Below are 25,823 nucleotides of genomic sequence, written 5' to 3' on the forward strand. Positions count from 1 at the left end.
CCTGGAAATCTCAAGCCCCCCACGAGACGCATCGGTTCGGTAAAGACTTTCCTACTCAGCCGCCGCCCTCTAGGGTCGGCGCCCAACAAGAGAGAACTTCGATAGTTCCTAAGAGATCGAGGGGGCGTAAGCAGGCATGCAACTAGCAGATAAGCATGAGGGGACGACGACAAAGGCCTTCGCGGGCCTCAGGGTCCTGGATTTTTCGACCACCATCGCCGGCCCCCATTGCGCCCGCATGCTCGCCGACATGGGCGCCGAGGTCATCAAGATCGAGACCGACGGCGGCGAGACGATGCGGACCCGGCCGCCGCTGCGCAAGGGCTGCAGCACCGCGTTCGGCCAGCTCAATGTCGGCAAGAAGAGCGTGGTGCTCGACCTCAAATCCGAGGACGGCAAGGAGGCGGTGCGACGGCTGGTCGCGACATCGGACATCCTGGTCGAGAACTTCCGCCCGGGTGTGATGCGCCGCCTGCGGCTCGACTACGACAGCCTGCGCCCGGTCAACCCGAAGCTGATCTACTGCTCCATCTCGGGCTATGGCCAGAGCGGCCCCTCGGCCGAACTGCCGGCCTACGCGCCGGTGATCCATGCGGCCTCCGGCTACGACATGGCGCATCTCGCCTACCAGCCCGGGCGCAGCCGCCCCGATTATTGCGGCATCTACCATGCCGACGTCGTCACCGGTACCTACGGCTTCGGCGCGATCGCGTCCGCGCTCTATCAGCGCACCGTGACCGGGCTCGGCCAGCACATCGACGTCTCCATGCTGGAATCGATGCTGTCGCTGACGCTGACCGAATTGCAGAGCGCGCAATTCGCCGTAAAGCCGCCGCCGCGCCCGATGTTCGGCCCGACCGAGACGGCAAGCGGCTATGTCATGATCACGGTCGCCAGCGAGAAGACGTTTCAGGGATTGATGGGGGTGATCGGCCGCCCCGAATGGATCTCCGATCCGCGGTTCTCGACCTACGCCGCGCGCCGCGAGAACTGGGCGGAGGTGATGGACGGCGTCGAAGCCTGGTCGCGGCAGCTCACGACCGATGCCTGTCTTGCCGCGCTCGGCGCTGCCGGCGTGCCGGCCTCGGCCTATCGCACCGTGTCCGAGGCGCTGGCCGATCCGCAGCTCGCGCACCGGCAGGCGCTCTCGTCTGTGGAGGACGGCGGCGGCTCGTTCCAGGTGCTCAACCTGCCGTTCCGGATGTCTGGCGCCGACACCGCGCCCGCCAAGGCGATGGCCGTGCTCGGCGAGCACACGGATGCACTGCGCGATGAGATCGGCCTCGCCGATCACGCGCCAATTCCGACAGGCAAAACGGCCGCGACGCGCTAAGCACCGTTGTGCCGCACCTGCGGCGTGCAATCTCTCGTGTGTTCCTCTTGCCGCGGCGAGCATTTGTCGCCAAGCTCGCCCCCGAGTCATTCAACGATCCGAAACATCGGACGAGGGATCCCGGGAGGAACCATGACCAACATTGCTGCCGCGGCGCGCAAGCACGCACCGATTTTCCTTGTTGCGGCATTTGCGCTTGTTTCGCCCGCGCAGGCGCAGAAGCCAGGCGGCAGCATCACCGTCGGCCAGGAGCTGGAGATTTCGGGCTTCGATCCGCTCAAGGTCGGCGTCTTCGACTCCTCGGGCTTCACCGCTGCGGCTGCGATCTTCGACACCCTCACCACGCTCGACGACAAGGGCGGGGCGGCGCCGAAGCTCGCGGAATCCTGGACGCATTCCGATGACTACAAGACCTGGACCTTCAAGCTGCGCAAGGGCGTGAAATTCCATGACGGCACGCCGTTCAATGCGCAGGCCTTCAAGGAAAACTTCGACCGGCAGAAGGACCCGGCCAACAAGTGCCGCTGCGCCTTCTACATCACCAACGTCAAGGAGGTGCTGGCGCCCGACGAATACACCGTCGTCTATAATCTCACCGACCCTTCGGTAAATTGGCCCGCCGTGATCAGCATCCAGAGCACCAACAACGTGGTGCAGTCGCCGACGGCGTGGAAGACCAAGGGCGACGACTATAATCGTAATCCCGTCGGCACCGGCCCCTACATCCTGAAATCATGGACTGCGGGCGACCGGATGGTGCTGGAGAAGAACCCGGACTACTGGAACAAGGGCCATCCCTATCTCGACCGCATCGTCCTGAAGCCACTGCCCGACGCGCAGTCGCGCTTTGCATCGCTGCAGTCGGGCGAGGCCGATATCATCTGGGACGACGAGAACGACGCCGACAACATCATGAAGGCGCAGAAGGACTCCAAGCTCACCGTGCACACCTACAAGGGCTCGGGCGCGCAGGTCTATGCCTTCAACACCAAGGTGGCGCCGTTCGACGACGTCCGTGTGCGCCAGGCGCTGGTGATGGCGATCGACCGTCCCAAGATGTCGCAGGCGATCAGCAACGGCCTGAGCCGGCCTGCGTCCAACCCTTACGGCGACGGCTCCTGGGTCAAGTGCAAGGACGACGGCGCGCTGCCGTTCGACGTCGAGAAGGCCAAGGCGCTGATCAAGGATTACGGCAAGCCGGTCGAGTTCAAGATGCTGGTGACCGCGACGCCGCGCGGCCGCATGATCGGCCAGGTGCTCCAGCAATTCTGGAAGCGGGCCGGCGCCAACATGGAGATCGAGCAGGTCGATCAGGCCACGATCCCGTCGCGCGCCTTCACCCGCCAGTTCCAGATGACGCCGTGGCGCATCGTCGATCTCGCCGACCCCGATCCGCAGATGTACGCGAACTTCCGCACCGGCAGCCCGCTCGCGCTCGCCGGCCTCGCAGATCCGGAGCTCGACAGGCTGCTCGACCATGCGCGCGTCACCGCCGATATCGGCCAGCGCACCGACGATTATTGCGCGATCAGCCGCCTGATCAACAAGGAGGCGATCTGGTTCTGGACCTTTCAGAATACCTATTACGCGCTGTCGAGCGCCAAGCTGAAAGGCTTTCCAAAGATCTACAACAGCGTGATCGACGTCTCGAATACCTGGCTGGAATGACCGCGCGATGCTGAACTTCGTCGTTCGGCGGCTGCTTGCCATCCTGCCGGTGTTGCTTGCCGTCTCGCTGCTCACGTTCCTGATCGCTTCGCTGCTGCCGGGCGATCTCGCTCTCGTCATCCTCGGCGACCAGGCGACGCCGGAGAATGTCGCGGCGTTGCGGCGTGACATGGGGCTGGATCAGCCGCTGTGGTGGCGTTACCTGAGCTGGCTCGGGCACGTGCTGCAAGGCGATCTCGGCCGTTCGTTCCGCACCGGGCAGACGGTGCTCCAGGCGGTTTCCGAGCGTATACCGGTTTCGCTCGAGCTGATGCTGATGGCCGAGTTCATCGGGCTCCTGATCGGCGTTCCCGTTGCGATCGCCTGCGCCGCGCGCGCCGGCGGCGCGTTCGACCGCTTCATGACCGGCAGCGCCTTCGCCATGCTGTCGATGCCGTCCTTCCTGGTCGCGATCCTGCTGATCTATCTGTTCGCCGTCGAGCTGCACTGGCTGCCGGCGACGGGCTATGTGCCGTTCACCGAGGCGCCGCTTTCCAATTTGCGCTTCTTCGTGCTGCCGGCGCTGACGCTGGCGCTGGCGGAATGGCCGGGCATCATGCGGGTGCTGCGCTCCGACATGATCGCGACCTTGCAGGAGGACTACATCGCGCTCGCGAAAGCAAAAGGCCTCAAGCCTTCCCGCATCCTGTTCGTGCACGCGCTGAAGCCATCGTCGCTGACCCTGGTGACGGTGACAGGCATCAATATCGGCCGCCTGCTCGGCGGCACGCTGATCGTGGAATCGATCTTCGCGCTGCCCGGCATCGGCCGGCTCTTGGTCGGGGCGATCTACACCCGCGACCTCGTCATCCTTCAGGGCGTGGTGCTGCTGGTCGCCTGCGGCTTCGTCATCGTCAATTTCATCGTCGACATGCTCTACGCCGTGCTCGATCCGAGGATCCGTCATGGCCACGCTTGAGCTGTCAATCCAGGACGAGGCGACGGCCGCGCCGGTTCGCCGCACGCGCAAGCTCGGCCTGTTGTTCTGGTTCGCGAGCGCCTGGCTCGCGATCATCCTTGCGCTTGCGATCCTCGCGCCGGTGCTGCCGCTGCAGAACCCTGTCGACATGGACATGCTGGAGCGCCGTGCCGCGTTCTCCACCGAGCACTGGCTCGGCACCGACGGGCTCGGCCGCGACGAATTCGCCCGGCTGATCTTTGGCGCACGGGTCTCGCTGACGGTGGGTCTGCTCGCGCCGATGATCGGGCTGGTTTTCGGCGGTGCGATCGGCCTGCTTGCCGGCTATTTCCGGGGCCGGTTCGAGACGCTGGTGGTCGGCAGCATGGACGTGCTGCTGGCCTTTCCGCCGCTGATCTTCGCGCTCGCCGTGGTCGCCTATCTCGGCCAATCGATTCCCAATCTCACCATCATTCTCGGCGTGCTCGGCATTCCCGCCTTCATGCGCGTGGCGCGCGCGGCGACGCTGAGCCTGGCGCGACGCGAGTTCGTGATCGCGGCCGAAGCGCTAGGGGCCAGCCATGCGCGCATCCTGCTGCGCGAGCTGCTGCCGAACGTGATCCTGCCGCTGCTCGCCTTCTTCCTGCTCGGCGTCGCCGTCACCATCGTGGTCGAGGGCGCGCTGTCGTTCCTCGGTCTCGGCGTGCCGCCGCCGATGGCGAGCTGGGGCAGCATGATCGGGGAAGGGCGCGACAGCCTCGACGTCGCGCCGCGGCTGGCCTTCCTGCCGGCGGCAGGGCTGTTCCTGACCGTGCTGGCGTTCAACCTGGTCGGCGATACCATGCGGGCCCTCACCGACCCGCGTCAGGGGGCGCTGTGAGCGTGCCGCTGCTGACCATCGAGGACGTCGCGGTCGAGCTGCCGACCCCGCGCGGCAATTTGCGCGCTGTCGACCATGTCGACCTGTCGCTGGAGGCGGGCCGTACGCTCGGCATCGTCGGCGAATCCGGCTGCGGCAAGACCATGCTGTCGCGTGCGGTGCTTCAGCTGCTGCCGAAGAAGGCGAAGCTGACGGGACGCGTGATGTTCGGCGGTCAGGATCTGGTGCGGCTCGATGCGGAACGCCTGCGGCGCCTGCGGGGGCGCGACCTCGCGGTCGTGTTCCAGGATCCCATGACCTCCCTCAACCCGGTGCTCACCATCGGCACCCAGCTGATGGAGACGATCCAGGAGCACCTCGAGCTCGATGCGCCGGCGGCGCGCAAGCGGGGCATCGACCTGCTCGCCGCCGTCGGCATCCCCGCGCCGGAGCAGCGGCTTGCGCAATATCCGCATCAATGTTCCGGCGGCATGCGCCAGCGCATCGCGATTGCGATCGCGCTGTCCTGCGAGCCGAAACTGCTGATCGCGGACGAGCCCACCACGGCGCTCGACGTCACCATCCAGGCGCAGATCCTCGATCTGCTCGCGCGCGAGCAGCGCCGCCGCCACATGGCGATGATCATCATCACCCACGATCTCGGCGTGGTCGCCGGCCGCGCCGACGAGGTCGCCGTGATGTATGCGGGCAGGGTGGTCGAGCGCGCGCCGACGCAGGCATTGTTCAAGCGCATGCACATGCCCTACACCGAGGCGCTGCTGGCGGCGATCCCGAAGCTCGAGACCGCGCCGCACACGCCGCTGCCCGCCATCTCCGGCCGTTCGCCCGATCCGACCCGGCCGCTGAAGGGCTGCTCCTTCGCGCCGCGCTGCCGCTATGCCACCGGGCGCTGCCATGGGGCGAAGCCCGAATTGAAGGGCGCGGAGTTGCCGGGTCATCTCTACGCCTGTTTCCACCCGATCCAGATGACGGAAGGGATCGGCGCATGATGCAGTTGGCCGTGCGCGATGCGCCGCTCTTGAACGTCGACAATCTCGTCGTCGAATATGGCCTCGGCAACAAGACGGTGCACGCGGTCTCCGGCGTCAGCCTCCAGGTCGCGCGTGGCGAGACGCTGGGACTGGTGGGCGAATCCGGCTGCGGCAAGTCGACGCTGGGACGCGCAGTGCTGCAATTGCGCCGCGCCAGATCAGGCCGCGTGCTGTTCGACGGCGAGGATCTCACCGCAATGGAGGGCGAGGCGCTGCGAAAGATGCGCCGCCGCGTCCAGCTCATTTTCCAGGATCCGATTGCCTCGCTCAACCCGCGCCGGCGCATCGGCGACATCGTGGCCGAGCCGCTGATCATCGCCGGTGTCAGGGATGCCACTGAGCGCAAGCGGCGCGTTCATGAGGTGCTTTCTGCGGTCGGGCTCGACCCTGACCTCGTGGCAGGCCGTCTGCCGCACGAATTCTCCGGCGGCCAGTGCCAGCGCATCTGCATTGCGCGGTCGCTGGTGCTCAATCCTGAATTCATCGTCTGCGACGAGCCGGTCTCGGCGCTCGACGTCTCCATCCGCGCGCAGATCCTCAATCTGCTGGAGGAGATGAAAGCGCGCTTCGGCCTGACGCTGCTGTTCATCGCGCATGATCTCGCGGTGGTCAAAGCCGTCAGCGACCGCGTCGCGGTGATGTATCTCGGCCGGCTCTGCGAGGTCGGACTGTCCGAGCAATTGTTTGCGAGACCTGTCCATCCCTACACAAATCTCCTGCTGCAGGCGATCCCGGTGCCCGATCCGGACGTTCGTCCCGCCGAGAGTGTGGCAACCGGCGAGCCGCCATCGCCGATTGCACCGCCGTCCGGCTGCCGCTTCCGGACCCGTTGCCCGCGCGCCGATCAGCGTTGCAGCGCGGAGATACCCGAGTTGCGCGAGGTCGCGCCCGGCCAGTTCGCGGCTTGCCACCATCCGCTGGCGTAAACTAAGACGGGCGCGGATTTGTCTCGCCCCGCCGGCCATGGCATGGTGGCGCGACAACGAGAAGCATGCGGGAGGACGTCGATGAAGAGTTTCAAGGTTGCCGATTTCAAGGCGCCGCTGAAGGAATTCGACGAGGTGACGCCGCAGCCGTCGGGCACACAGGTGCTGATCAAGGTGAAGGCCGCCGGCGTCTGCCACAGCGATCTCCACATCTGGGAAGGCGGTTACGATCTCGGCCATGGCCGCAAGCCGCTCTCCCTGAAAGACCGCGGCATCAATCTGCCGCTGACGATGGGTCATGAGACCGTTGGCGAAATCGCAGCCTTCGGCCCCGACGTGAAGCCAACCGACCAGGGCGATCTCAAGCTCGGCGATGTCGGCCTGGTCTATCCCTGGATCGGCTGCGGCAAATGCGCGACGTGCCTCGCCGGTGACGAGAACATGTGCCTGACGCCGCGCTCGCTCGGCGTTTATTGCGACGGCGGCTATTCCGACCACATGCTGGTGCCGCATCCGCGCTATCTGCTCAATTTGAAAGGTCTCGACCCCGCGACGACCGCGCCCTATGCCTGCTCGGGCGTCACCACCTACAGCGCGCTGAAGAAGATCGAGCAGCACTTCGACACGCCGATCGTAATGTTCGGCGCCGGCGGCCTCGGCCTGATGGCGCTGTCGCTCCTCAAGGCGATGGGCGGCAAGGGCGCGATCATGGTCGACATCGACGCCAGGAAGCGCGAGGCCGCCGAGAAGGCTGGTGCGCTTGCGACCGTCGATCCCAAGGCCCCGGATGCGCTGGAGCAACTCGCCAAGAAAGCAGGCGGACCGATCCGCGCCGTGATTGACCTCGTCGGCAACGCCGCGACGACGCAGCTCGGCTTCGACTGCCTAACCAAGGGCGGCAAGCTCGTCATCGTCGGCCTGTTCGGCGGCGGCGCGACCTGGGCACTGCCGCTGATCCCGATCAAGGCGGTGACGATCCAGGGCAGCTATGTCGGCAATCTGCGCGAGACGCAGGAACTGCTCGATCTCGTCCGCACGAAGAAGGTGCCGCCGATCCCGGTGACGACGGCGCCGCTCAACAGGGCCAACGACGCGCTGGTGCAATTGCAGCAGGGCGCGGTGGTCGGGCGCACGGTGCTGACGCCGTAAATCGCCGCTCTCTCCTTCGTCATTGCGAGTGTAGCGAAGCAATCCAGAGTCTTTCCGCGGAGACAGTCTGGATTGCTTCGTCGCAAGGGCTCCTCGCAATGACGAGATCACTCTGACCTTCCTCTCAGGAACCCCCCATGTCTGCAAACAACGCCTTCCACATTGCCGTGCTCGCCGGTGACGGCATCGGCCCTGAGGTCATGGCGCCGGCCATCGAGGTCCTGCGCAAGATCGAGCAGAAATCCGGCTTGAGCTTCCGCTTCACCGAGGCGCCCGCGGGCGCGACCAATTATCTGGCCACCGGCAAGTCGATGCCCGACTCGACGATCAAGCTCTGCGAGGAGGCCGACGCGATCCTGCTCGGCGCCTGCGGGCTGCCATCGGTGCGCTATCCCGACAATACTGAGATCGCGCCGCAGATCGAGCTGCGCTTCATCTTCGATCTCTATGCCGGCGTGCGTCCGGCGCGGCTCATTCCGGGCGTGCCGAGCCCGATAGTCGGCGCCGACCAGCGCGGCATCGACCTCGTCGTCATCAGGGAGTCCACCGAAGGCCTGTTCGCATCGATGGGCAAGGGCGTCGTCACCCATGAGGACGCGCGCGAGACCATGGTGATCACGCGCAGGACCTCCGAGCGGCTGTTCGAATTCTCGTTTCGCCTGGCCGAACGGCGCAAGGCGCGCGGCAAGCCGGGGATGCTCACCTGCGTCGACAAGGCCAACGTGTTCAAGGCGTTTGCCTTCTTCCGCAGCATCTTCGACGAGATCGAGAAGAGGCATCCCGAGGTGAAGACCGACCGGCTCTATGTCGACGCCTGTTCGGCGATGCTGGTGAAGCGTCCCTGGGATTTCGACGTGATGGTGATGGAGAACATGTTCGGCGACATCGTCTCCGACATCACCGCCAGCCTGATCGGTGGCCTCGGCATGGCGCCGTCGGCCGACATCGGCGACAAATACGCGGTGTTCCAGCCGTGCCACGGCACCGCGCCTGATATCATGGGGCAGGGCAAGGCCAATCCCACCGGCATGATCCTGTCGGCGGCGATGATGCTGGACTGGCTCGCCGACAAGCACGGCGTCGAGAGCGCGGCGGAAGCCGGCGAGACGATCGAGCGTGCGGTGGATCAGGTCTATGCCGGCGGCATCAAGCCGATGGAGTTCGGCGGCAGCAACGGGACGGCCGACATCACGAAGGCGGTGCTGGCCGCACTGTAGTCAATCAAAGAGAAGGGGCCTTGCGGCCCCTTCGTCGTTCACCAGCGGCGCCAGTGGTGATGGCCGTAGCCCCACGGACGCGGGCCGTAAAAGCGTCGCGGGCCGCCGTAGTAGCCGTAGGCACCGTAATAGTTGGGGCGCCAGAAGCAGCGGCCCCAGGGGTTACAGACCCAGCGCACCTGATCGACGTCGGCGGCGGGGCCGCTCGCGATCTTGTCCGCCTGCGGAATGCCGTTCGGCATCGCCGCGAGCGCCGGACCCGAGGCGAGCGCCGCACCGCCCAAGGCAGCCAGACCGAGCACAGCAAATTTGAGTTTCATCGTGATCTCCCTCGTTGCTGGCGAGAGAACTTTCGACGGATCAACTGGTTGCTACAGCGGTGAGCTGCGCAAGGAATTTAATCTTCCTGAATAAAGGTTCAGCTTACTTCCCCTGGAACTGCGGTCTGCGCTTCTCCATGAAGGCCTGCCGGCCCTCGCGAAAATCCGCGCTGTCCATGCAGGCAATGCCGATCGCCCTGATCGCGTCCATGTCGCGCTGGCTCTCGTCCTTCAGCACCTGGGCGATGGTGATCCTGGCCGCCTTGATCGCGAGCGGTGCGTTCTGCGAGATCGTCTCGGCAATCGTCATGGTCTCGCCCCAGAGTTGATCGGCGGGGAACACGCGCTCGACCAATCCGATGCGCAGCGCCTCGGCGGAATCGATCCGCATGCCCGTGTACATCAACAGCCGTGCCCAGGACGGGCCGACCAGCGACACCAGGTGCTTGAGCCCGTCATAGCCATAGGCGATGCCGAGCCTGGCGGCGGGAATGCCGAACTGGCTGCCATGTGCGGCAAGGCGGATGTCTGCGAGCATCGCGACCTGCATGCCGCCGCCGAGGCAAAAGCCCTGGATGCAGGCGATGGTCGGCTTGGGATAGTCGGCGAGCAGCGCGCGCTGGGCCGCGCTGCGCCTGGCATATTCCTCGGACGCGGCCGCGTTGTGCCTGACCTTCTCAAACTGGCTGATGTCGGCGCCCGACACGAAGGCCTGGCCGCCGGCGCCGCGCAGGATCACGACGCGCACCGTGTCGTCGTCGCGCAAGGCCGTCAGCGCCTCGCCAAATCCCTCCCACATCTCCAGCGACATCGCGTTGCGCTTGCCGGGATTGTTGAAGGTGATCACGCCGACGCCGCCTGCGGCATGCTTGAGGATCTTGCCGTCGGCGTAAGGTGTTTCGGTCGTGCTGGAAATCTCGGGCATCGCGCGCTCGCTTGTCGTTGGCGAGGCGCAATGTGCGGCCGCGGCGAGACCCGGGTCAACCGTGGCAGGGGATCCGGCTTTGCATCCGCCTGTGCCGCGATTGCATTGCTCTAGCGCGTCATGTGCGCTGTCAGGGGATGGCTGCCGGCATTGCTGAAGAACGCTGCTTCTTCGGCGGTCGCCTCCAGGAGCTGCTCGTCCTGGTTATAGACGTCGTTGCGGAACTGGACGGTCTGGTCCCTGGTCATCCAGGCCGTGAGATAGATCCAGGCCACCGGCACTTTCTTCGCCATCGCGACGTCGAGGTGCTGGCCGCTCGCGATCTCCGCATCGATCGCGGCGCGGCTCCATTTCGGCTGGTCCTTGAGCAGCCAGGCGGCGAGATCGCGCACATTGTCGACGCGCGAGCAGCCGTGGGAATCGAAGCGATAGTCGTCGCTGAACAGATTGCGCTGGTTGGTGTCGTGCATGTAGACCGAGTAGGCGTTCGGCATGTCGATCTTCACCGCGCCGAGCGCGTTGAAGGTGCCGTTGTGCTGGCGCACCGTGAAGTTCGGCGTGCGCGTGCCCGACCAGTCGACCGAATGCGGATCGATCGGATTGTCGTGGGCGTCGAGCACCTCCATGTGCATGCGCGACAGATAGGTCGGATCCTTGCGCATATGTGCCGAGATCTCGGTCTTGGCGATTGAGGAGGGCACCGTCCAGGTCGGGTTGAGCACGACGCTGGTGATCTGGGCCGTCAGCGTCGGCGAGGGCTTTTCGGTCTTGCCGACGATGACGCGATAGCGCCGCACCACGACGTCGTTCTCGACGGCTTCGGCGAAGGCGGCGGGGATGTTGACCACGACATAGCGCTGGCCGAAGCCGAAATTCATGTTCTCGAGCCGCTGCAGCGAAGCCTCGAGCTGCCGGATGCGCTTCTGCACGGAGACGTTCATCGCCGCAATCGTGCGCGGCGTCATGATGCCGGTCGGCGCCAGCCCATGGCGGGCCTGGAAGCGCTTCACTGCATCCGCAAGGTCCTGGTCGAAGGCACCGCTGGTCTTGTCGGCGGCGAGATCGCCGGAGAGGATCAGCCGCTTGCGCAAGAGATCGTCATTGGCGCCCTGGACGCCGGGCGCGAATTTGGCGTCCGCCGGGAGCGTCGGCCAGCCGCCGCGCACGGCAATGTCGGAATAGCTCAGCGCGGCGTCCCTGATTCGTTGCGCGCTGCCCTCGTCGTAGGTCGGCTCGTGCGTCATCGCGAGGGCTGCGGCCGAGCGGCCCTCCGGCGTAGAGGCCGAAGCCGACGCGGCGGCTTTTGGCGCGGGCGCATGGGCCGGGTTCGCGGCCGCCGGCACCGTGCCGGCCGTCGCCGGCCTTTGCCCCGCCTGTCCGATGGTTTCGGTCTGCGCCAGCGCGGAGGCGCTCGCGAGCACGCCGGCGGCAATGATCATCGCATGGCGTTTCGACATGTGGTCCCCATCTTCCCCATGAGAACGAGGCCCGGACGGGCACTCGCATTGGCAATTCCCGGTCGCCGCGCCGCGTGCGCCGATTGGTGAAATCGGCGGGACGTTAGAGTCCCGGAGTTGAGGTCCCATTAAGCACGGCCGTCGAAAGCCCTGCGCGTCCGATGCGGGGCTTCTCGATTGGGTCGCAGAAGGGGCGGGATGGGTTCGCGAATCCGCGACGAATGGTGGGGCAGGCGGACAAGAAAAAAGGGCGGCCAAGCCGCCCTGATCAGGCAAAGGCTGCGCGCGAATGGCACGCAAGCCCGGATTCGTTCAATCCGGCCGCGCCCCCGTGACGCGGCGGATTGAACATCGGCCGAAAAGGCGCGAACGCCGGTCGGCTCAGGCCTCGTTCGCCGCGATCGATTCCATCAGCGAGACGAGCTGACGCTGCACCGTCTGGTCCTTGATCTTGCTGTAGGCGCGCAGCAGCCGGAGGCTGAAGGCGCTGTCGAGGAAGAGCAGGCTCTCCACTTCGCGCGCCTTGTTGTCGCCGTCATAGAAGAAGGTCACGGGCACATCGAGGGCGGAGGCGATCTGCTGAAGCCGAGCCGCGCCGACGCGATTGACGCCCTTCTCGTATTTCTGGACCTGCTGGAAGCTGACGCCGAGCTTTTCGCCGAGCTCAGCCTGCGAGATCTTCATCTCGACGCGGCGCAGACGGATCCGCTTGCCGAGCTCGATGTCCGGCTTGCCGGCACTGCGCTGCTTCATTCTCTTCGCCGCTGCTTTCATCTTCGTTTTCACCTTTGTTCTTCGGTTGAAAATCCCCCGAAGAGCTGGGTCAGGGGTTCGCCCATATACGAGTCCTTGAATTCATGCGGATGCACGAACTCTTCCTTAAACCACGGGAAGCGAGCCGGATTGAAAGCTTCGATCAGCCAGTCAATCATGTGCCGCACGCGTGGAATCCTGCCGCTACCGGGATGGTAGGACAACCAGATATCCAGCGATCGGTTCAACTCGACCTCCAGTGGAATCAACTTCCCGCCAAGCGCAATGGCGTAGCTCGGGAATACGCCGATGCCGGCGCCATTCGCGACCGCCCAGTAGTTGGCGCTCGAGACGTTGGTCTTCATGACCAGAAGGTCACGCTCCGGAACGCCAGGGAAGAAGCTCTCGAAAGTTTCCTTGGCAGCGAGCTGGTCGGCGAATTGCAGCACCAGGCGGTGCTTGATCAATTCGAGGGCCGAGCGCGGCGTGCCGTGTTTCTCGAGGTATTTTTCCGAAGCCCAGAACATCAGATGCATGCGGCCGAGCCGCACCAGCTTGACGTCGAGCGCCGAGGGACGCGACAGATGGATGGCGACGTCGGCCTCGTGACGGGAGACGTCGGCCGAGCGCATCGCGCAATGCAGATCCACCAGGATCTTCGGATAGGTCTGCTGGAATTCGACCAGCCGCGGGGCGAGCCAGAACGTACCCAGGCCCTCGGTCACGGCGACGCGGACCTCGCCGGACAGGGCGTTGGCCGTCGAATCGCTGGTGCGCAGCACGTCGAAGGCAGCCGCCTCCATGCGCTCGACAGCGGAGACCACCAGCGCGCCTTCGTCGGTCAGATGCGTACCATGGACGTCGCGGGTGAAAAGGGTGGTGCCGGTCTGGCGTTCGAAATCATCGATCCGGCGGCGGACGGCGTTGATCGACAGCGAGAGGCGTTCGGCCGCCGAACGGAAACTGCCGCGTCGAACGACTTCCAGGAATATGCGGGCCGCATCCCAATCGGAGAGGCCGCTGATATTGATCTTTGGGCGTTCTTCCAGTGGAACGCCCCTTTCCGCCAAGGAGTGCATACAAGTCCCTTCAGATTGCTAAACTGGCAGAATCTGGCGCAAACCACAACCACGGCGGGTTGCGGGGTGACGGGTTTTGAACGTCATCCTTACTGTGCCGTGGGCGGTATTGGAGTGCTGCCAAGGGCTGGGAATCGGGCGGATTTATCGCTCGTATGAGGGGTGTGGCGTGAGTTCCGTTGCGAGCCCTAAAATGGCTACGGGATTGTCGGCGCTGTCCGCAGTGGACGTTCTGGCGCGAACGCCAGTGCAGCCTTTCGCGATGGATCAATCACGACACGCAATGCGTTTGACCTCGGACCGCTCCGGCAATCGCCAATGGCGCGGCGGAACGATGCGTGCGGGAATCGCGATTTCAAGGCAGAAACATACCGAAATCATGTGCAGAGGCGCAGTGGCCTCGTGCTATCTTCGGCGCCCCAGGGGGGCCGAAGGGGTCGTTGCAATAATCACGTCTCGCAGGCCGAATTAACGGAAAGAACGCCGGTGTCGCATTCAGACGAACAGTTGCAGTCGGTGCTGGAAACGCTCGAGGAGTGCCGCAAGGTTCTCAATGAGATAAACAGCCGTGAATCGGCCGAGCTGCTGTCCATCGTCATCCTCGACGTGCGGATGAAGCTCAAAGGAATTGACAGTGCCGATCTCAAGGCGCTGTGCGACGAAATGCTGCGGAGCGCTGGTAACGAACCGCAGCCCCCCTTCAAGCAGACGCAGGACCAGCCCCGGCGTCCGCTGCTCCGCGTGGTGAAGTAGCCGCGCCGCCGAATCTCGCTTTTTGGCGAGATTCGTGCGCGTCCCGATGCCGCATCTGTGATTGCAGGCGGCATCGGGCGGAGCCCTGGTTTTGTGCGCCTCTGTTGCGCATTCTCAGGCATCGGCTACACCAGAGCCGGTTTGCTCCGGGCCGCGCGCGTTCCCCGCGTGCCGTACCGGTGCCTGAGATGGCTCCGACTGCATCATGCAAAATGTTTCGATCCCGGCGGCGCTGATTGCCGGCCTCGTCAGCTTCCTCTCTCCCTGCGTCCTGCCTCTGGTCCCGCCCTATCTGATCTATCTGACGGGCGCCACGATCGAGCATGTCGAGAGCGACGAGGAGGCCTCCGCCTCCAAGCGTGCGATCATGATGGCCGCGGTGCTGTTCGTGCTCGGCTTCTCCACGGTGTTCGTGGCGCTCGGTGCCAGTGCCTCGCTGGTCGGCGGACTGATCCGCGCCTGGTCGGCCGAGCTCTCGATCCTCGCCGGCATCGTCATCATCATCATGGGTCTGCACTTCCTGGGGCTGACGCGGATCGGCCTGTTGATGCGCGAGGGGCGGCTGCCGATCCCCAAGCCGGTCGGTCTCTGGGGCGCCTACATCATGGGCCTCGCCTTCGCTTTCGGCTGGACCCCCTGCATCGGCCCGATCCTCGCCGCGATCCTCTCGATCGCCGCGGCGGAGGCCACGGTGACGAAGGGCGCGGGCCTGCTCGCGGTCTATTCCGCGGGCCTCGGCATTCCCTTCCTGATCGCCGCGCTGATGATCGAGCAGTTCTCAAAGCTGTTCGCGCGCATGAAGGGGCATCTCGTCAATGTCGAGCGCGCCATGGGCGTGCTGATGGTCATCACCGGCATCGGCTTCCTCACCGGCGCGGTGTCGAATGTGAGCATCTGGCTGCTGGAGACGTTCCCGGCGTTGCAGTCGATCGGGTAGGGCGGATGCGATTGGACGGGCTTATCGGGCTCAAGCGTTTGTCACGGATTGAGTGGCGGCGCATTTTGCGCGCCTCTTAATTCACCGCGAACCGCGCCAGCGCCTCGCGATCGATCTCGATCCCGAGACCTGGCCCATCAGGCACCCGCACGACGCCGTTCTTGTGCTCGATCGGCTGTTTGAGGATCGTCTGCCGGATCGGATGCTCGGTGCGGTCGAATTCGAGCACGGGCTCGAGCGGCGCCAGCGAGGTCGGCGTGTGCGAGGGCAGTACGGCGAGGAGTTGGAGCGAGGCTGCGATCGCAATCCCGGTGCCCCAGACATGCGGATTGTAGCGGATGCCGAACGCCTCGCTCATGTCGGCGATCTTCTTGCATTCGGAGAGGCCGCCGGCCGCGCAGGTGTCGGGCTGGGCGATGTCGAGGGCATGCGAGGCGAACAGGTCGCGGAAGCCGAAGCGGGTGAATTCGCATTCGCCGCCGGCGATCGGAATCGTCAGCGCCGATTTCACCGCGCGATATCCGGCAACGTCCTCCGGCGGCACCGGCTCCTCGAACCATCCGATGTCGTAACGCTCGATCATGCGGCCGAGCCGAATCGCCGCGACGGCGTCGTAGGCGTGGTTCGCATCGACCATCAGCGCGACGTCGGGGCCGATCGCCTCGCGCACCGCGCGTGTGACCGCGGCATCCTCCGCGATGCCGAAGCCGACCTTCAGCTTCACGGCGCGGAATCCCTCCGCGACGTATCCGGCCGCTTCCTCCGGCAAATATTTGAGCGGATCTCCGGACCTGCGCCGGTAGAGGCCGGTTGCGTAGGCCGGCACTTCTCTACGCGCCGCGCCGCCGAGAAGCTGATGCGCGGGCACGCCGAAATGCTTGCCCTTGATGTCCCACAGCGCGATGTCGATGCCGCTCAGTCCCTGGATCACGACGCCCTTCTGGCCGTGATCGCGCAAGCGCGCGTAGACCATCTGCCACAGCACGTCGGTGCGCAGCGGATCCTCGCCGATCAGCCATGGCGCGATGCTCTGCACCACCGCCGCCGTCATCCGCGCCGGCCCGTAGCATTCGCCCCATCCGGTCAGGCCGTCATCGGTCTCGATCTCGACCAGCATCGCGGTGCGCGTGTCGTACCAGGCGCGCGAGTAGGCGAAGGGCTGCGAGAGCTTTGCCTCGAGGATATGTGTGCGAACCTTGGTAATCTTCATCGCCGATGTCCCTCGTTCAGCGCGCCTCGTCCAGCGCGCACACCACCGTGCAGACGACGCCGCGCGGCAGGAAGTCGACGGTTGCCTCACCGCCGAGCTGATCGCGCGCGCTGCGCTCGATCAGGCGCGAGCCGAAACCGCGTTGCACGGGCGCCGTCACCGGCGGGCCGCCGATTTCGGTCCAGATCAGGCGCAGCCGCGGCTTCGGCGTATCGGCGATGACCGCCCAGTCCAGCGTCACCCGGCCGGTCTCGTTGGACAGCGCGCCGTATTTGGCCGCGTTGGTGGCGATCTCGTGCACGATCATCGACAGCACCACGGCGAGTCGCGGCGACAGCGGCACCGCGGGGCCGGCCATCCGGATGCGATCGGGATTGCTCAGCAGGAACGGCTGGAGCGCGCGGGCGATCACGTCCCGGAGCTCGGAGCCCGCCCATTTCTCCTGGCTCAGCAGATTATGCGCCTCGGCGAGCGCGCCCAGGCGCCCTTCGAACTTGGCCCGCTCCTCCCGGCTCGAAGTCCGGAAAGTCTGCACCGCGATCGCCTGCATCAGGGCCAGCGTGTTCTTGACGCGATGGTTGAGCTCATCGATCAGCAGATTGTGCAGCATCTCGCCGCGCGCGATCGTGGTCGCCATCCTGACCGCGAAGGTGAGGCCGACCAGCAGCAGGATGCCGCCGATCAGGCTGGTGATCGCGATGTTGCGCCAGAGCGGCGCGATCAGCGAGCTCTCGGCGACACCGGCCACGACCGTCCAGCCGGTCAGATGCGACCTGGTATAGGCGGAGGCCAGCGCGACGCTGTCGAGCGAGACGGTGGAGAGGGTCGCCTCCGGGGTCCGAGCCATCGCATCGCTCAGCGCGCCGGAGGCCTGCTTGCCGAACGTCTCGGCCGGGTTGGGCGCGCGCGCGAACACGCGACCCTTGGTATCCAGCAGCGACACCGTCCATTGATCGTTCGGTCGCTGCTGCTCGACCAGTTTCTGGAATGTCGCGATCGGCGGGCTGAAGGAGAGCGCGTAGACGACCTCGTCGTTGCGCAGCACGGGAACTTCGACGGTCACGATCGGCCGTTTCTTGGTCGAGCCGGTGAACAGGTCGGAATATTGCGGCGCCTTGCTCGCGAATACCCGCTCGACGATCTCGCGATTGTTGCGAGGCGGCAGGTTCGTCGTTTCTGTCGTGACGGTCGAAAATAGCTGATGTCCCGACCTGTCGGCCAGCAGCAGGACGCTGTCCTCGCCATACTGGCTGATGAAGCCGGCCGCCAGCCGCCGGAAGCCGTCGAAGTCACCGCTTTGCAAGGCGCTGCTGAGCGCGAGTACCTGCAAGCCGCCCGTCATCCGCTGCACTTCGGAATCGAGCACGAGGCGCATGCTGCGCACCGTCTCCAGCACCCGGCGCGTGGCATCGCTGCGGTCCTGGCGATAATTGGAATACGCAAGCCCAACCGCAAAGACGATCAGCGGCAACATCGTTCCCGATACCAGGAGAGCGAGCCGGACCGGCAGGGTGAGCTTTGACAAACGCGGGCGTCCCGGTTCCAGCGCAACGGCGCCGGATTATGATTTTGACGAGACCATACGGGCAGGACTTGCGCCGCGCCACGATTTTCGCATCCGGTGCGCAGCGCGGAGACAGGATTTTGCGGTCGGTCGCGAGCGTCCGCGCTTCAAATCATGCTGAACGCGGTCAGCAGCAGACACGTGGCGTAAACGGCCGCCAAACCGAGCCCGGCGATCGGGCTTCCCGATGCGATGTCATGGAATCAACTCCAGGAGGACGGCCGCCATCGAGGAGGCCGTCCGTGACGTCTCGATCAATCGATTTCCTGGACGACGGTCCGCGTGCCGGGATCGACCAGCATCACGCGCTCGCCGGAATAGACATAGCGATATTTCGTGAGCGACGGACCCCAGTCCGACGGCACGGCTTCAAGCTCGACCTCGCTCGGAACCGTCGCGCCGACGATGATCTTCTCCTTCGTCGTCACCGGACGCAGGTGATGCTCGGTGACGTAGGATTTGATCCTGGTGCGATATTGCGGCTCGATCTGAACGGTCGCCGCATGACCGGTTCCGGTGGTGGTGACCACGGTGGACTGCGCGAACGCGCCGGTCGAAATCAGTACCATCGCTGCGGAAAGCAAAAACAGCTTTTTCATCCTGTGCTCCTCAATCGGAATAAGCGCCGCACCAACATCTCACCGCGGACAGCGTTCCTGACGGTTAGGAACATATTGCCGGTTTTTCCCGTTTGTGAGTCGACCGGGCGCGGAACGCCCGGCAATTGGAGGAGACCAAGATGAAGCTGAGGATTGTCACCGCAGCATTGATGGTTGCTGCCTTTTCCCTGCCAGCTTTCGCGGCCGACGAGTTCTACGTCGTGCAGGACGTCAAGACGAAGAAGTGCACGATCGTGGACAAGAAGCCGATGGACACGACCATGACCGTCGTCAGCCCCTCGGGCACGATCTACAAGTCGCGCACCGAAGCCGAGAGCGGCATGAAGACCGTCAAGGTCTGCACGTCGAACTGAGGAGGATGACGGATGCCAGTCCTGATTTTATGGGTCGTGCCCGCCGTGCTGGTGATCGGCGGCGGCATCTACTTGATTGGCCATTTCCATTGAGCTTGTAGTCGAAGGCGCGCGGATCTGTGCGTGCGTTGCACAGGTCCGCAAGTCTTCCGTCGTCCTTGTGAGCCGGGGGGCCGATCCTGCGGCCTGCAGTGCGCCGGCAAGGGCGCAAGTTGCAGTGCAGCAGGCCCTACATTCGCAGCCCTGCGACGAAGAGGATCTCCGGCGCACGCGAAATGACTTCCGTCCCGCCGACGTTTTTCATACGCTGGCCTCTCGCAAGCCGCATACCGGCTCGCGCTCACGGCCCGGCGACAGGGCCGGAGCATCAAAGGGAGGGGAGACGATGAAGCGAAGGTCATTTCTCGCTGGTATCGGTGCGACCACTGCGGCGGCTGCGATCGGCATGCCGTCGATTCTCAGGGCGCAAGCGCCGATCACGCTGAACGGCGCGGTTCAGTTCAACGACGACCACGCCTTCAACCGGGCGCTGATCCGGTTCGAGGAGCTGGTCAAGAAGTATTACGGCAAGCCCGTCAACTTCACGCTGCACAAGAACTCCTCGCTCGGCCTCGAGAAGCAGTATTTCGAGTACATGTCGCAGGGCAAGGCGGTCGACTACGGCATCGTCTCGCCGGCCCACATGTCGACCTTCGCCAAGGCGGCCCCGTTCATCGATGCGCCCTTCGTCTTCAAGGGCATCGAGCACATGAACAAGGTCGTCGAAGCCAATATCCTGGCGCCGATCGCCGACGAGGTCGCGGCCAAGGCCGAGGTCGTTCTGATCGGTTATTCCGGCGGCGGTATCCGCAACATTTTCGCCAACAAGCCGCTCAAGAATCTCGCCGATCTCAAGGGCCTCAAGGTGCGCGTGCAGGGCGCGCCGATCTGGTCGAAGACCTTTGCGGCGGTCGGCATGAGCCCGACGGTGATCGCCTATAACGAAATCTACAACGCGATCCAGAACGGCGTGATAGCGGCCGGCGAGAACGAGGCGGCCGGCGTCGAGGCGATGAAGTTCTACGAGGTCGCCCCGCATCTCAGCCTGACCCAGCACGCGGTGTCGATCCGGCCGATCTGCTTCTCGGTGAAGACGCTGAAGACCTTGCCCAAGGATTTGCAGGACGCGATCATGAAGGCCGGCAAGGAAGCGGGCGACTACGGCCGACAACTGGAGTCGAGCGAGGAGGTTGTCAAGCTCGACGCGCTCGAGAAGGCCGGCAAGCTCAAACGGGTCCCATTCGAAGAGCGGGACGCGATGAAGAAGCTCGCCGACCCCGTGATGGCCACCTACGCCAAGGAGATCGGCGCGGAAGGCATCTTCGAGAAGATCAACGTCGTCTGAGGTCGTTCTGTCCGCCGACAACATTCCGGGCAAGCCCCGCTTCTTGCCCGGACATGGCGGATGAGTGCCGCACGGAGCCTCCATGTCTGAAATGCCTGTCCCGTCCACACCGTCGCTGTGGCGTCGCGTCACGGCGGCCTATGCGAAACTGCTGGAATTCCTGCTGGCCGCCTGCGTCGGCATCCTCGTCATTCCGGTCACGCTGCAAATCATCTCACGCTACACACCCTTCATCCCGTCCTACATCTGGACGGAGGAAATGGCCCGCTTCCTGTTCATCTGGACGATCATGATCGGTGCCATGGTCGGCGTGCGCGAAGCGCAGCATTTCGAGGTTGATGTGTGGCCTGAGATGTCGCGACGGCCGGAGGCGGCGGTACGGATCCTCGCACGTCTCGGCGTGCTGGCGCTGGCGCTGGTGTTCGTCTCGGCCGGTCTCGAGTTCACCCGCTTTGCCTGGAACAGAACGTCTGAGTTGGCCGATCTGCCGCTTTGGCTGATCCACGTCGCCTGGCCGGTGACAGGCGTCACGTGGATCGTCTTCGCGGGTGAACAGATCATCGATGAAATGCGCGTTCTGGTTGGGGCGGGGCGATGAGCGGCAATGTACTCTCTGCCGGACAGGCCGCGATGGTGCTGTTCGGGGTTTTCGTCGGCCTGCTGGTCGTCCGCGTCCCGGTCGCCTTCGCGCTCGGCCTTGCCTGTGTGCCGATCCTGCTGATCGAGCCGCGCCTGTCGCTGATGATGCTCGCGCAGGAAACCTTCAATGCCTACAATTCATTCATCCTGCTGGCGGTGCCGTTCTTCCTGCTCACCGCCAATCTGATGAGCATCGGCGGCATCACCGACCGGCTGGTGGCGTTGTCGCGCTCGATGGTCGGGCACTGGCCTGGATCGCTGGCGCAGATCAACGTCGTGCTGTCGGTGTTCTTTGCGGGCATCTCGGGCTCCTCCACCGCCGATGCGGCGAGCCAGTCCAAGATCTTCATCGATGCGCAGACCAAGGAGGGCTACGACCTCTCGTTCTCCATCGCCATCACCGCGGTTTCTGCGGTGCTTGCCGTCGTCATCCCGCCGTCGATCCTGATGATCGTGTGGGGCGGGCTGATCTCGACCTCGATCGCCGCGATGTATCTGGCCGGCATCGTGCCGGGCCTGCTGATCGCGGGCGCGCAGATGGCGACGGTGCACATCTATGCGGTGCGCCGCGGCTACCCGACCTATCCGAAAGCGTCCTGGATCGAGATGCGATGCGCCATCTGGCGGTCGATACCGGCGCTGATGACGCCGTTCATCATCGTTGGCGGCATTCTGCTCGGGTGGTTCACCGCGACCGAATCCGCCTGCGTGGCAGTGCTCTATTCCGTCGCGCTCTCGGCGTTCTTCTACCGTGAGACGGGTCTACGCGAATTGTACAAGGCCCTGCTCGACACCGGGCGTCTCGCCGGCGTGGCGCTGTTCTGCGTCGGCACCGCAAGCGCGTTCGGCTGGCTGCTGGCCTACTACAAGATTCCGCAGGAGCTGCTGGCCAACGTCTCGACATGGGGCATGGGCGCCGTCGCGGCCGGCTTCTTCATTTCGTTCTGCTTTCTGGTGGTGGGCTGCTTTCTCGACGCCATCCCGGCGATCATCATCGTCGGCACCGTGCTGGAGCCGCTGGCCAAGTCCGTCGATCTCCATCCGGTGCAGTTTGCGATCATCTCGATCGTCTCGCTGGCGTTCGGGCTGGTGACGCCACCCTACGGCTTATGCCTGATGATCGCCTGCTCGATTGCCGGCGTGCGGCTGCGTTATGCCCTGAAGGACACGGTGATCATGCTGATTCCGATGCTGCTCGTGCTGGCGGCGGTCATCGTCTGGCCCAGCGTGTCGCTGTTCTTGCCGCGTCTGATCGTGCCGGAGATGCTCAAATAAGGCATCTGGTATCGATTCCGCGGCCGATGACCGCGGAATCGGTTCGATTGTTCAGAGATTGCTCTCGGCGATCGCGGCGTAGACCATGCTGCGCAGCTCGCGGCGGAGCGGATAGGCGCTCGACGGCAGCACCTGCGTCATGAAGATGGTGATCAGCTCCTCGGCCGGATCGATCCAGAACGAGGTCGTGGCGGCGCCGCCCCAATTATATTCGCCGGGGCTGCCGGCGATCAGCGTCTCCGCCGGGCGCATGGTCACCGCGAAGCCGAGGCCGAAGCCGATGCCGTTGTAGGTGGCTTCGGAGAACAGCGAGCGCGACACCTCCGGAAGCGAACGTCCGCCCGGAATGTGGTTGCTCGTCATCAGCGCCAGCGTCTTCGGCCCGATCAGCCTGACGCCGCCGAGCTCGCCGCCGTTGAGCAGCGCGCGGCAGAAGGTGAGATAGTCGGCCATCGTCGAGCACAGCCCGCCGCCGCCGGAGATGAAGGAGGGCGGGGTGAGGAACGAGCTCGTTGCCGGATCGTCCTGGAGCGTCAGGCCTTCGCGGCGCTGGCCGGCATGGAAGGTCATGCCGCCGCCGGGATCGGCGGAATAGCAGGCGGCGAAGCGGTGTGCCTTCGAGGCCGGCACGTGGAAGTCGGTGTCGGTCATGCCGAGCGGATCGAGAACGCGCTGCTTCAAGAATTGCTCGAACGGCATCCCCGAGATCTTGCCGACGAGGTAGCCGAGCACGTCGGTTGCCACCGAATAATTCCAGGCTTCGCCCGGCGAGAATTCCAGCGGGATCTTTGCCAGCGCCTCGATCATGGTCTGGAGCGTGCCCGATTTCTCGACTTCGCCGATCTTGTCCGCGCGATAGGCGGCATCGACATTGGAGCGCTGCTGGAAGCCGTAGGTGAGGCCGGCGGTGTGGCGTAAGAGGTCGACGATCAGCATCGGCCGGGACGGCGGCCGGGTCAGGAATGCGGGATAGGTGCCGGCGACGAACACGCCGAGATCCTTCCACTCCGGAATGTATTTGGCGACGGGCTCGTCGATCGCGACGAGACCTTCCTCGACCAGCATCATGAAGGCGACGCTGGTGAGCGGCTTGGTCATCGAATAGATGCGGTAGATGGTGTCGTCCTTGACCGGCACCTTGCGCTCGATATCGGCAAAGCCCTGCACCGAGCTGTGGGCGATCTTGCCGCGGCGGTAGACCAGGAGCTGCGTGCCCGGGAACCGGCCGGCATCGATGTACCGGTTCTTCAGATGGGCATCGACGCGGTCGAGCGCGGCCTTGGACATGCCGACGGATTCGGGCGAGGCGGGGGTGGGGGCGAGCATCAGTTCCTCCGGGCAGTTTTGTCAGGCGTTGATAGCCGAAATGACGGCCTCATTCCAAGCCGGTCGCGCTTAACGCCGATAGGCCGGCTGGTGTAGGCTCCCTGGAACGCCTCCAAGGAGCGCCCTGGGGCCAACGAGAAAAATTGAGGGCAAACGCCATGACCCAGTTCAACGAAACCGAACTCACCGAAGCCGTCGTCAAGAGCTTTGACCAGGCACCGAACCCGCGTGCAAAGTTCCTGCTCCAGGAATTGGTGAAGTCGCTGCACGATTACGTGAGCAGGACCGGTCTGACCTTCCCGGAGTGGGAATATGCCATCGATTTCCTGACCCGCACCGGCCACAAATGCACCGATACGCGCCAGGAGTTCATCCTCCTGTCCGACGTGCTCGGCGTCTCAATGCTGGTCGACGCGGTCAATCATCGCGACCGCGAGGGCGCCACCCAGACCACCGTGCTCGGCCCGTTCTATGTCGGCGAGCACAAGGTGACCGCGCACGGCACCGATATCTCGCCGAACAACCAGACCGGCGAGCGGATGTTCGTGCAGAGCCGCGTCACCGATCTCAACGGCAAGCCGCTCGCGAATGTCCCCGTCGACGTCTGGCATGCCGACGACGACGGCTTCTACGATTCCCAGAAGCCGAACTACGACGAGGTCGGCGCCTCGGCGCGGGCGCGTTTCATCACGGACAGCGATGGCCGCTTCTTCTTCCGCACCATCCTGCCATGCAGCTACCCGATCCCGACCGATGGTCCGGTCGGCGAGATGATCGTGCAGACCGGGCGCCATCCGATGCGTCCGGCTCATGTGCACTTCCTGGTCAATGCCAAGGGCTACGAGCCGCTGATCACCCACGTCTTCATGGACGGCGACAAATATCTCGATTCCGACGTGGTGTTCGGGGTCAAGGACGACCTCGTCGCCAAGGTCGTGCCGCGCAATGATCCCGAGATGCCCGACGGCAGCAAGGCGAGCGGGCAGTGGCACCTGATGACCTATGAATTCCACCTCAAGCCGGGCGGCGGCATGGCGCCGAAGCCGCTGGGGGTGAAAGCCGTGGAGCCGGCGTGAGGGCTCGTTATCTCGGGATGTACGGTCATCCCGCGATGTAGGCCGCGAGCTCGTCGGGCGTTCCCTTCGGGAAGGCTTCCTTCAGATAATCGAGAAAGGCGGACACGCGCGCACTCAGCAATCGCCGCGATGGGTAGAGCGTCCATAGTGCGATGTCGGATCCCTCGACATCGCCCCAGCGTACCAGCGCACCGGCGGCCAGATCGTGACTGACGAGCGACAGAGGCAGCCGTGCAGCGCCGACGCCGGCTCGAACCGCGTCGCGAACCATCATGAGCGATGACAGACGAAGCACCGGATCGACCGCGATACGCGATGTGCCGCTTGGTCGCCTGATGTCCCAGGCTGCAGCCTCGTCGCCCGTTCCGCGCACGACGGCCGGAACGGCGAGGTGGCCCTTCGGTCGTTTCAGTGCGGGGCTGGCCGCGACCACCAGCCGGTCACGCAAAAAGATGCGCCCGACAAGGCTTTCATCCGGATCGGGATTGACCCGGATCACGAGGTCAAAACCCTCCTCGATCATGTCGACGTAGCGATCGTCCGTCGTGACCTCGAGCCGGACTTGCGGATGCCTGAGCGCGAAGCCGGCCGCAAGCCGGCCCATCGCAGTTTGCGAAAAGAGCATTGGAGCGCTGATCCGCAACCTGCCTTTTGGCTTGTCGCCGCCCGAGGCGATCGCTGCCGCCGTCTCGTCGAGCTCGGTGAGGAGTGCTCCCGTCCGCTCGTAGAGTGTTCGTCCTTCCTGGGTGAGCTTGAGCGTGCGTCCGCCGCGCTCGAAGAGACGCAAATCGAGGCTGCTCTCGAGCTCGGACACGCGCCGGGACAAGGTCGCCTTGGGACGTCCCGTTGCGCGGGCGGCCTTTCCGAACCCTCCGTGGCGGGCGACGAGGTTGAAGTCGGCGAGGGCAAGCAAATCCATCTGTTCCACCAATGAGACGGTCTGTCCAAATATACCGTCTATCGGCTCGTATGTGGATCATTAATTTCCGGGGTGTCTTCTGACCCCAACCT

General features: G+C 64.7%; 25 protein-coding genes. 15 read left to right on the plus strand and 10 right to left on the minus strand.

Annotated elements, in window-relative coordinates; translation table 11 throughout:
• Window positions 1-136 precede the first annotated feature (136 nt).
• From I3J27_RS10265 to I3J27_RS10300, 8 genes are all read left to right on the plus strand, one after another.
• A complete protein-coding gene (locus I3J27_RS10265) occupies window positions 137-1,333 on the plus strand; it encodes a CaiB/BaiF CoA transferase family protein (RefSeq protein ID WP_270168319.1) in 1,197 nt (398 codons plus the stop codon).
• A gap of 132 nt (window positions 1,334-1,465) precedes the next feature.
• A complete protein-coding gene (locus I3J27_RS10270) occupies window positions 1,466-3,001 on the plus strand; it encodes an ABC transporter substrate-binding protein (protein ID WP_270168321.1) in 1,536 nt (511 codons plus the stop codon).
• Window positions 3,002-3,008: 7 nt separating this feature from the next.
• Complete coding sequence (locus tag I3J27_RS10275) at window positions 3,009-3,959, plus strand: ABC transporter permease (protein WP_270168324.1); 951 nt, start codon at window positions 3,009-3,011, stop codon at window positions 3,957-3,959.
• The gene (locus I3J27_RS10280; protein ID WP_270168326.1) at window positions 3,946-4,818 is read left to right on the plus strand and encodes an ABC transporter permease; all 873 of its coding nucleotides are present in this window, start codon (window positions 3,946-3,948) and stop codon (window positions 4,816-4,818) included. Before I3J27_RS10275 ends, I3J27_RS10280 begins: the two co-directional genes overlap by 14 nt.
• Window positions 4,815-5,807 (plus strand): ABC transporter ATP-binding protein, encoded by a 993-nt coding sequence (locus I3J27_RS10285; protein ID WP_270168328.1) that lies wholly within the window; start codon window positions 4,815-4,817, stop codon window positions 5,805-5,807. Before I3J27_RS10280 ends, I3J27_RS10285 begins: the two co-directional genes overlap by 4 nt.
• Window positions 5,804-6,775, plus strand: coding sequence for an ABC transporter ATP-binding protein (locus I3J27_RS10290; protein WP_270168330.1), 972 nt, complete (start codon window positions 5,804-5,806; stop codon window positions 6,773-6,775). Before I3J27_RS10285 ends, I3J27_RS10290 begins: the two co-directional genes overlap by 4 nt.
• An 81-nt stretch (window positions 6,776-6,856) precedes the next feature.
• A complete protein-coding gene (locus I3J27_RS10295) occupies window positions 6,857-7,924 on the plus strand; it encodes an alcohol dehydrogenase (RefSeq protein WP_270168333.1) in 1,068 nt (355 codons plus the stop codon).
• Between the two features lie 137 nt (window positions 7,925-8,061).
• Window positions 8,062-9,141 (plus strand): isocitrate/isopropylmalate dehydrogenase family protein, encoded by a 1,080-nt coding sequence (locus I3J27_RS10300; protein WP_270168335.1) that lies wholly within the window; start codon window positions 8,062-8,064, stop codon window positions 9,139-9,141.
• A 38-nt stretch (window positions 9,142-9,179) separates the two neighbouring features.
• On the opposite strand, the gene I3J27_RS10305 is transcribed toward I3J27_RS10300, so the two are convergent.
• The 5 genes from I3J27_RS10305 to I3J27_RS10325 form a co-directional block, all read right to left on the minus strand.
• Complete coding sequence (locus I3J27_RS10305) at window positions 9,180-9,461, minus strand: hypothetical protein (RefSeq protein WP_270168337.1); 282 nt, start codon at window positions 9,459-9,461, stop codon at window positions 9,180-9,182.
• 103 nt (window positions 9,462-9,564) lie between these two features.
• Window positions 9,565-10,386 (minus strand): enoyl-CoA hydratase, encoded by an 822-nt coding sequence (locus I3J27_RS10310; protein WP_270168339.1) that lies wholly within the window; start codon window positions 10,384-10,386, stop codon window positions 9,565-9,567.
• A gap of 110 nt (window positions 10,387-10,496) precedes the next feature.
• On the minus strand, window positions 10,497-11,843 hold the full coding sequence (locus tag I3J27_RS10315; RefSeq protein WP_270168341.1) for a L,D-transpeptidase family protein: 1,347 nt from the start codon (window positions 11,841-11,843) through the stop codon (window positions 10,497-10,499).
• A 381-nt stretch (window positions 11,844-12,224) separates the two neighbouring features.
• The gene (locus I3J27_RS10320; RefSeq protein WP_027546544.1) at window positions 12,225-12,596 is read right to left on the minus strand and encodes a helix-turn-helix domain-containing protein; all 372 of its coding nucleotides are present in this window, start codon (window positions 12,594-12,596) and stop codon (window positions 12,225-12,227) included.
• A 29-nt stretch (window positions 12,597-12,625) separates the two neighbouring features.
• Window positions 12,626-13,675 carry a LysR family transcriptional regulator gene (locus tag I3J27_RS10325; RefSeq protein ID WP_270168345.1) on the minus strand — a complete coding sequence of 350 codons (1,050 nt, stop codon included), beginning with the start codon at window positions 13,673-13,675 and terminating at the stop codon, window positions 12,626-12,628.
• A 486-nt stretch (window positions 13,676-14,161) separates the two neighbouring features.
• Between I3J27_RS10325 and I3J27_RS10330 the strand changes: the two genes are divergently transcribed.
• Together I3J27_RS10330 and I3J27_RS10335 are read left to right on the plus strand one after the other, a co-directional pair.
• The gene (locus I3J27_RS10330) at window positions 14,162-14,428 is read left to right on the plus strand and encodes a hypothetical protein (RefSeq protein ID WP_270168347.1); all 267 of its coding nucleotides are present in this window, start codon (window positions 14,162-14,164) and stop codon (window positions 14,426-14,428) included.
• Between the two features lie 205 nt (window positions 14,429-14,633).
• Complete coding sequence (locus I3J27_RS10335) at window positions 14,634-15,365, plus strand: cytochrome c biogenesis CcdA family protein (RefSeq protein WP_270168349.1); 732 nt, start codon at window positions 14,634-14,636, stop codon at window positions 15,363-15,365.
• Between the two features lie 76 nt (window positions 15,366-15,441).
• Here the strand turns inward: I3J27_RS10335 and I3J27_RS10340 are convergent, their stop codons facing one another.
• From I3J27_RS10340 to I3J27_RS10350, 3 genes are all read right to left on the minus strand, one after another.
• Window positions 15,442-16,575, minus strand: a complete 1,134-nt coding sequence (locus I3J27_RS10340; RefSeq protein WP_270168351.1) for a mandelate racemase/muconate lactonizing enzyme family protein — start codon at window positions 16,573-16,575, stop codon at window positions 15,442-15,444.
• A 16-nt stretch (window positions 16,576-16,591) separates the two neighbouring features.
• On the minus strand, window positions 16,592-18,049 hold the full coding sequence (locus I3J27_RS10345) for a sensor histidine kinase (RefSeq protein ID WP_270172671.1): 1,458 nt from the start codon (window positions 18,047-18,049) through the stop codon (window positions 16,592-16,594).
• A gap of 344 nt (window positions 18,050-18,393) precedes the next feature.
• Complete coding sequence (locus I3J27_RS10350) at window positions 18,394-18,738, minus strand: DUF1236 domain-containing protein (RefSeq protein WP_270168353.1); 345 nt, start codon at window positions 18,736-18,738, stop codon at window positions 18,394-18,396.
• Between the two features lie 140 nt (window positions 18,739-18,878).
• Here I3J27_RS10350 and I3J27_RS10355 point away from each other — a divergent pair, with 140 nt between their 5' ends.
• From I3J27_RS10355 to I3J27_RS10370, 4 genes are all read left to right on the plus strand, one after another.
• On the plus strand, window positions 18,879-19,112 hold the full coding sequence (locus I3J27_RS10355; RefSeq protein WP_270168355.1) for a hypothetical protein: 234 nt from the start codon (window positions 18,879-18,881) through the stop codon (window positions 19,110-19,112).
• A 385-nt stretch (window positions 19,113-19,497) separates the two neighbouring features.
• On the plus strand, window positions 19,498-20,496 hold the full coding sequence (locus tag I3J27_RS10360) for a TRAP transporter substrate-binding protein (protein ID WP_270168357.1): 999 nt from the start codon (window positions 19,498-19,500) through the stop codon (window positions 20,494-20,496).
• 82 nt (window positions 20,497-20,578) lie between these two features.
• The gene (locus I3J27_RS10365; protein ID WP_270172673.1) at window positions 20,579-21,094 is read left to right on the plus strand and encodes a TRAP transporter small permease; all 516 of its coding nucleotides are present in this window, start codon (window positions 20,579-20,581) and stop codon (window positions 21,092-21,094) included.
• Complete coding sequence (locus I3J27_RS10370; protein ID WP_270168358.1) at window positions 21,091-22,410, plus strand: TRAP transporter large permease; 1,320 nt, start codon at window positions 21,091-21,093, stop codon at window positions 22,408-22,410. The genes I3J27_RS10365 and I3J27_RS10370 overlap by 4 nt, the downstream gene beginning before the upstream one ends.
• A 51-nt stretch (window positions 22,411-22,461) precedes the next feature.
• Here the strand turns inward: I3J27_RS10370 and I3J27_RS10375 are convergent, their stop codons facing one another.
• Window positions 22,462-23,736, minus strand: coding sequence for a serine hydrolase domain-containing protein (locus tag I3J27_RS10375; protein WP_270168360.1), 1,275 nt, complete (start codon window positions 23,734-23,736; stop codon window positions 22,462-22,464).
• Between the two features lie 158 nt (window positions 23,737-23,894).
• Between I3J27_RS10375 and I3J27_RS10380 the strand changes: the two genes are divergently transcribed.
• The gene (locus tag I3J27_RS10380) at window positions 23,895-24,812 is read left to right on the plus strand and encodes an intradiol ring-cleavage dioxygenase (RefSeq protein WP_270168362.1); all 918 of its coding nucleotides are present in this window, start codon (window positions 23,895-23,897) and stop codon (window positions 24,810-24,812) included.
• A 25-nt stretch (window positions 24,813-24,837) separates the two neighbouring features.
• Here the strand turns inward: I3J27_RS10380 and I3J27_RS10385 are convergent, their stop codons facing one another.
• Window positions 24,838-25,731 carry a LysR family transcriptional regulator gene (locus I3J27_RS10385; RefSeq protein ID WP_270168365.1) on the minus strand — a complete coding sequence of 298 codons (894 nt, stop codon included), beginning with the start codon at window positions 25,729-25,731 and terminating at the stop codon, window positions 24,838-24,840.
• Between the last annotated feature and the right edge of the window lie 92 nt (window positions 25,732-25,823).

The sequence above is a fragment of the Bradyrhizobium xenonodulans genome (assembly GCF_027594865.1).
GTDB lineage: Bacteria > Pseudomonadota > Alphaproteobacteria > Rhizobiales > Xanthobacteraceae > Bradyrhizobium > Bradyrhizobium xenonodulans.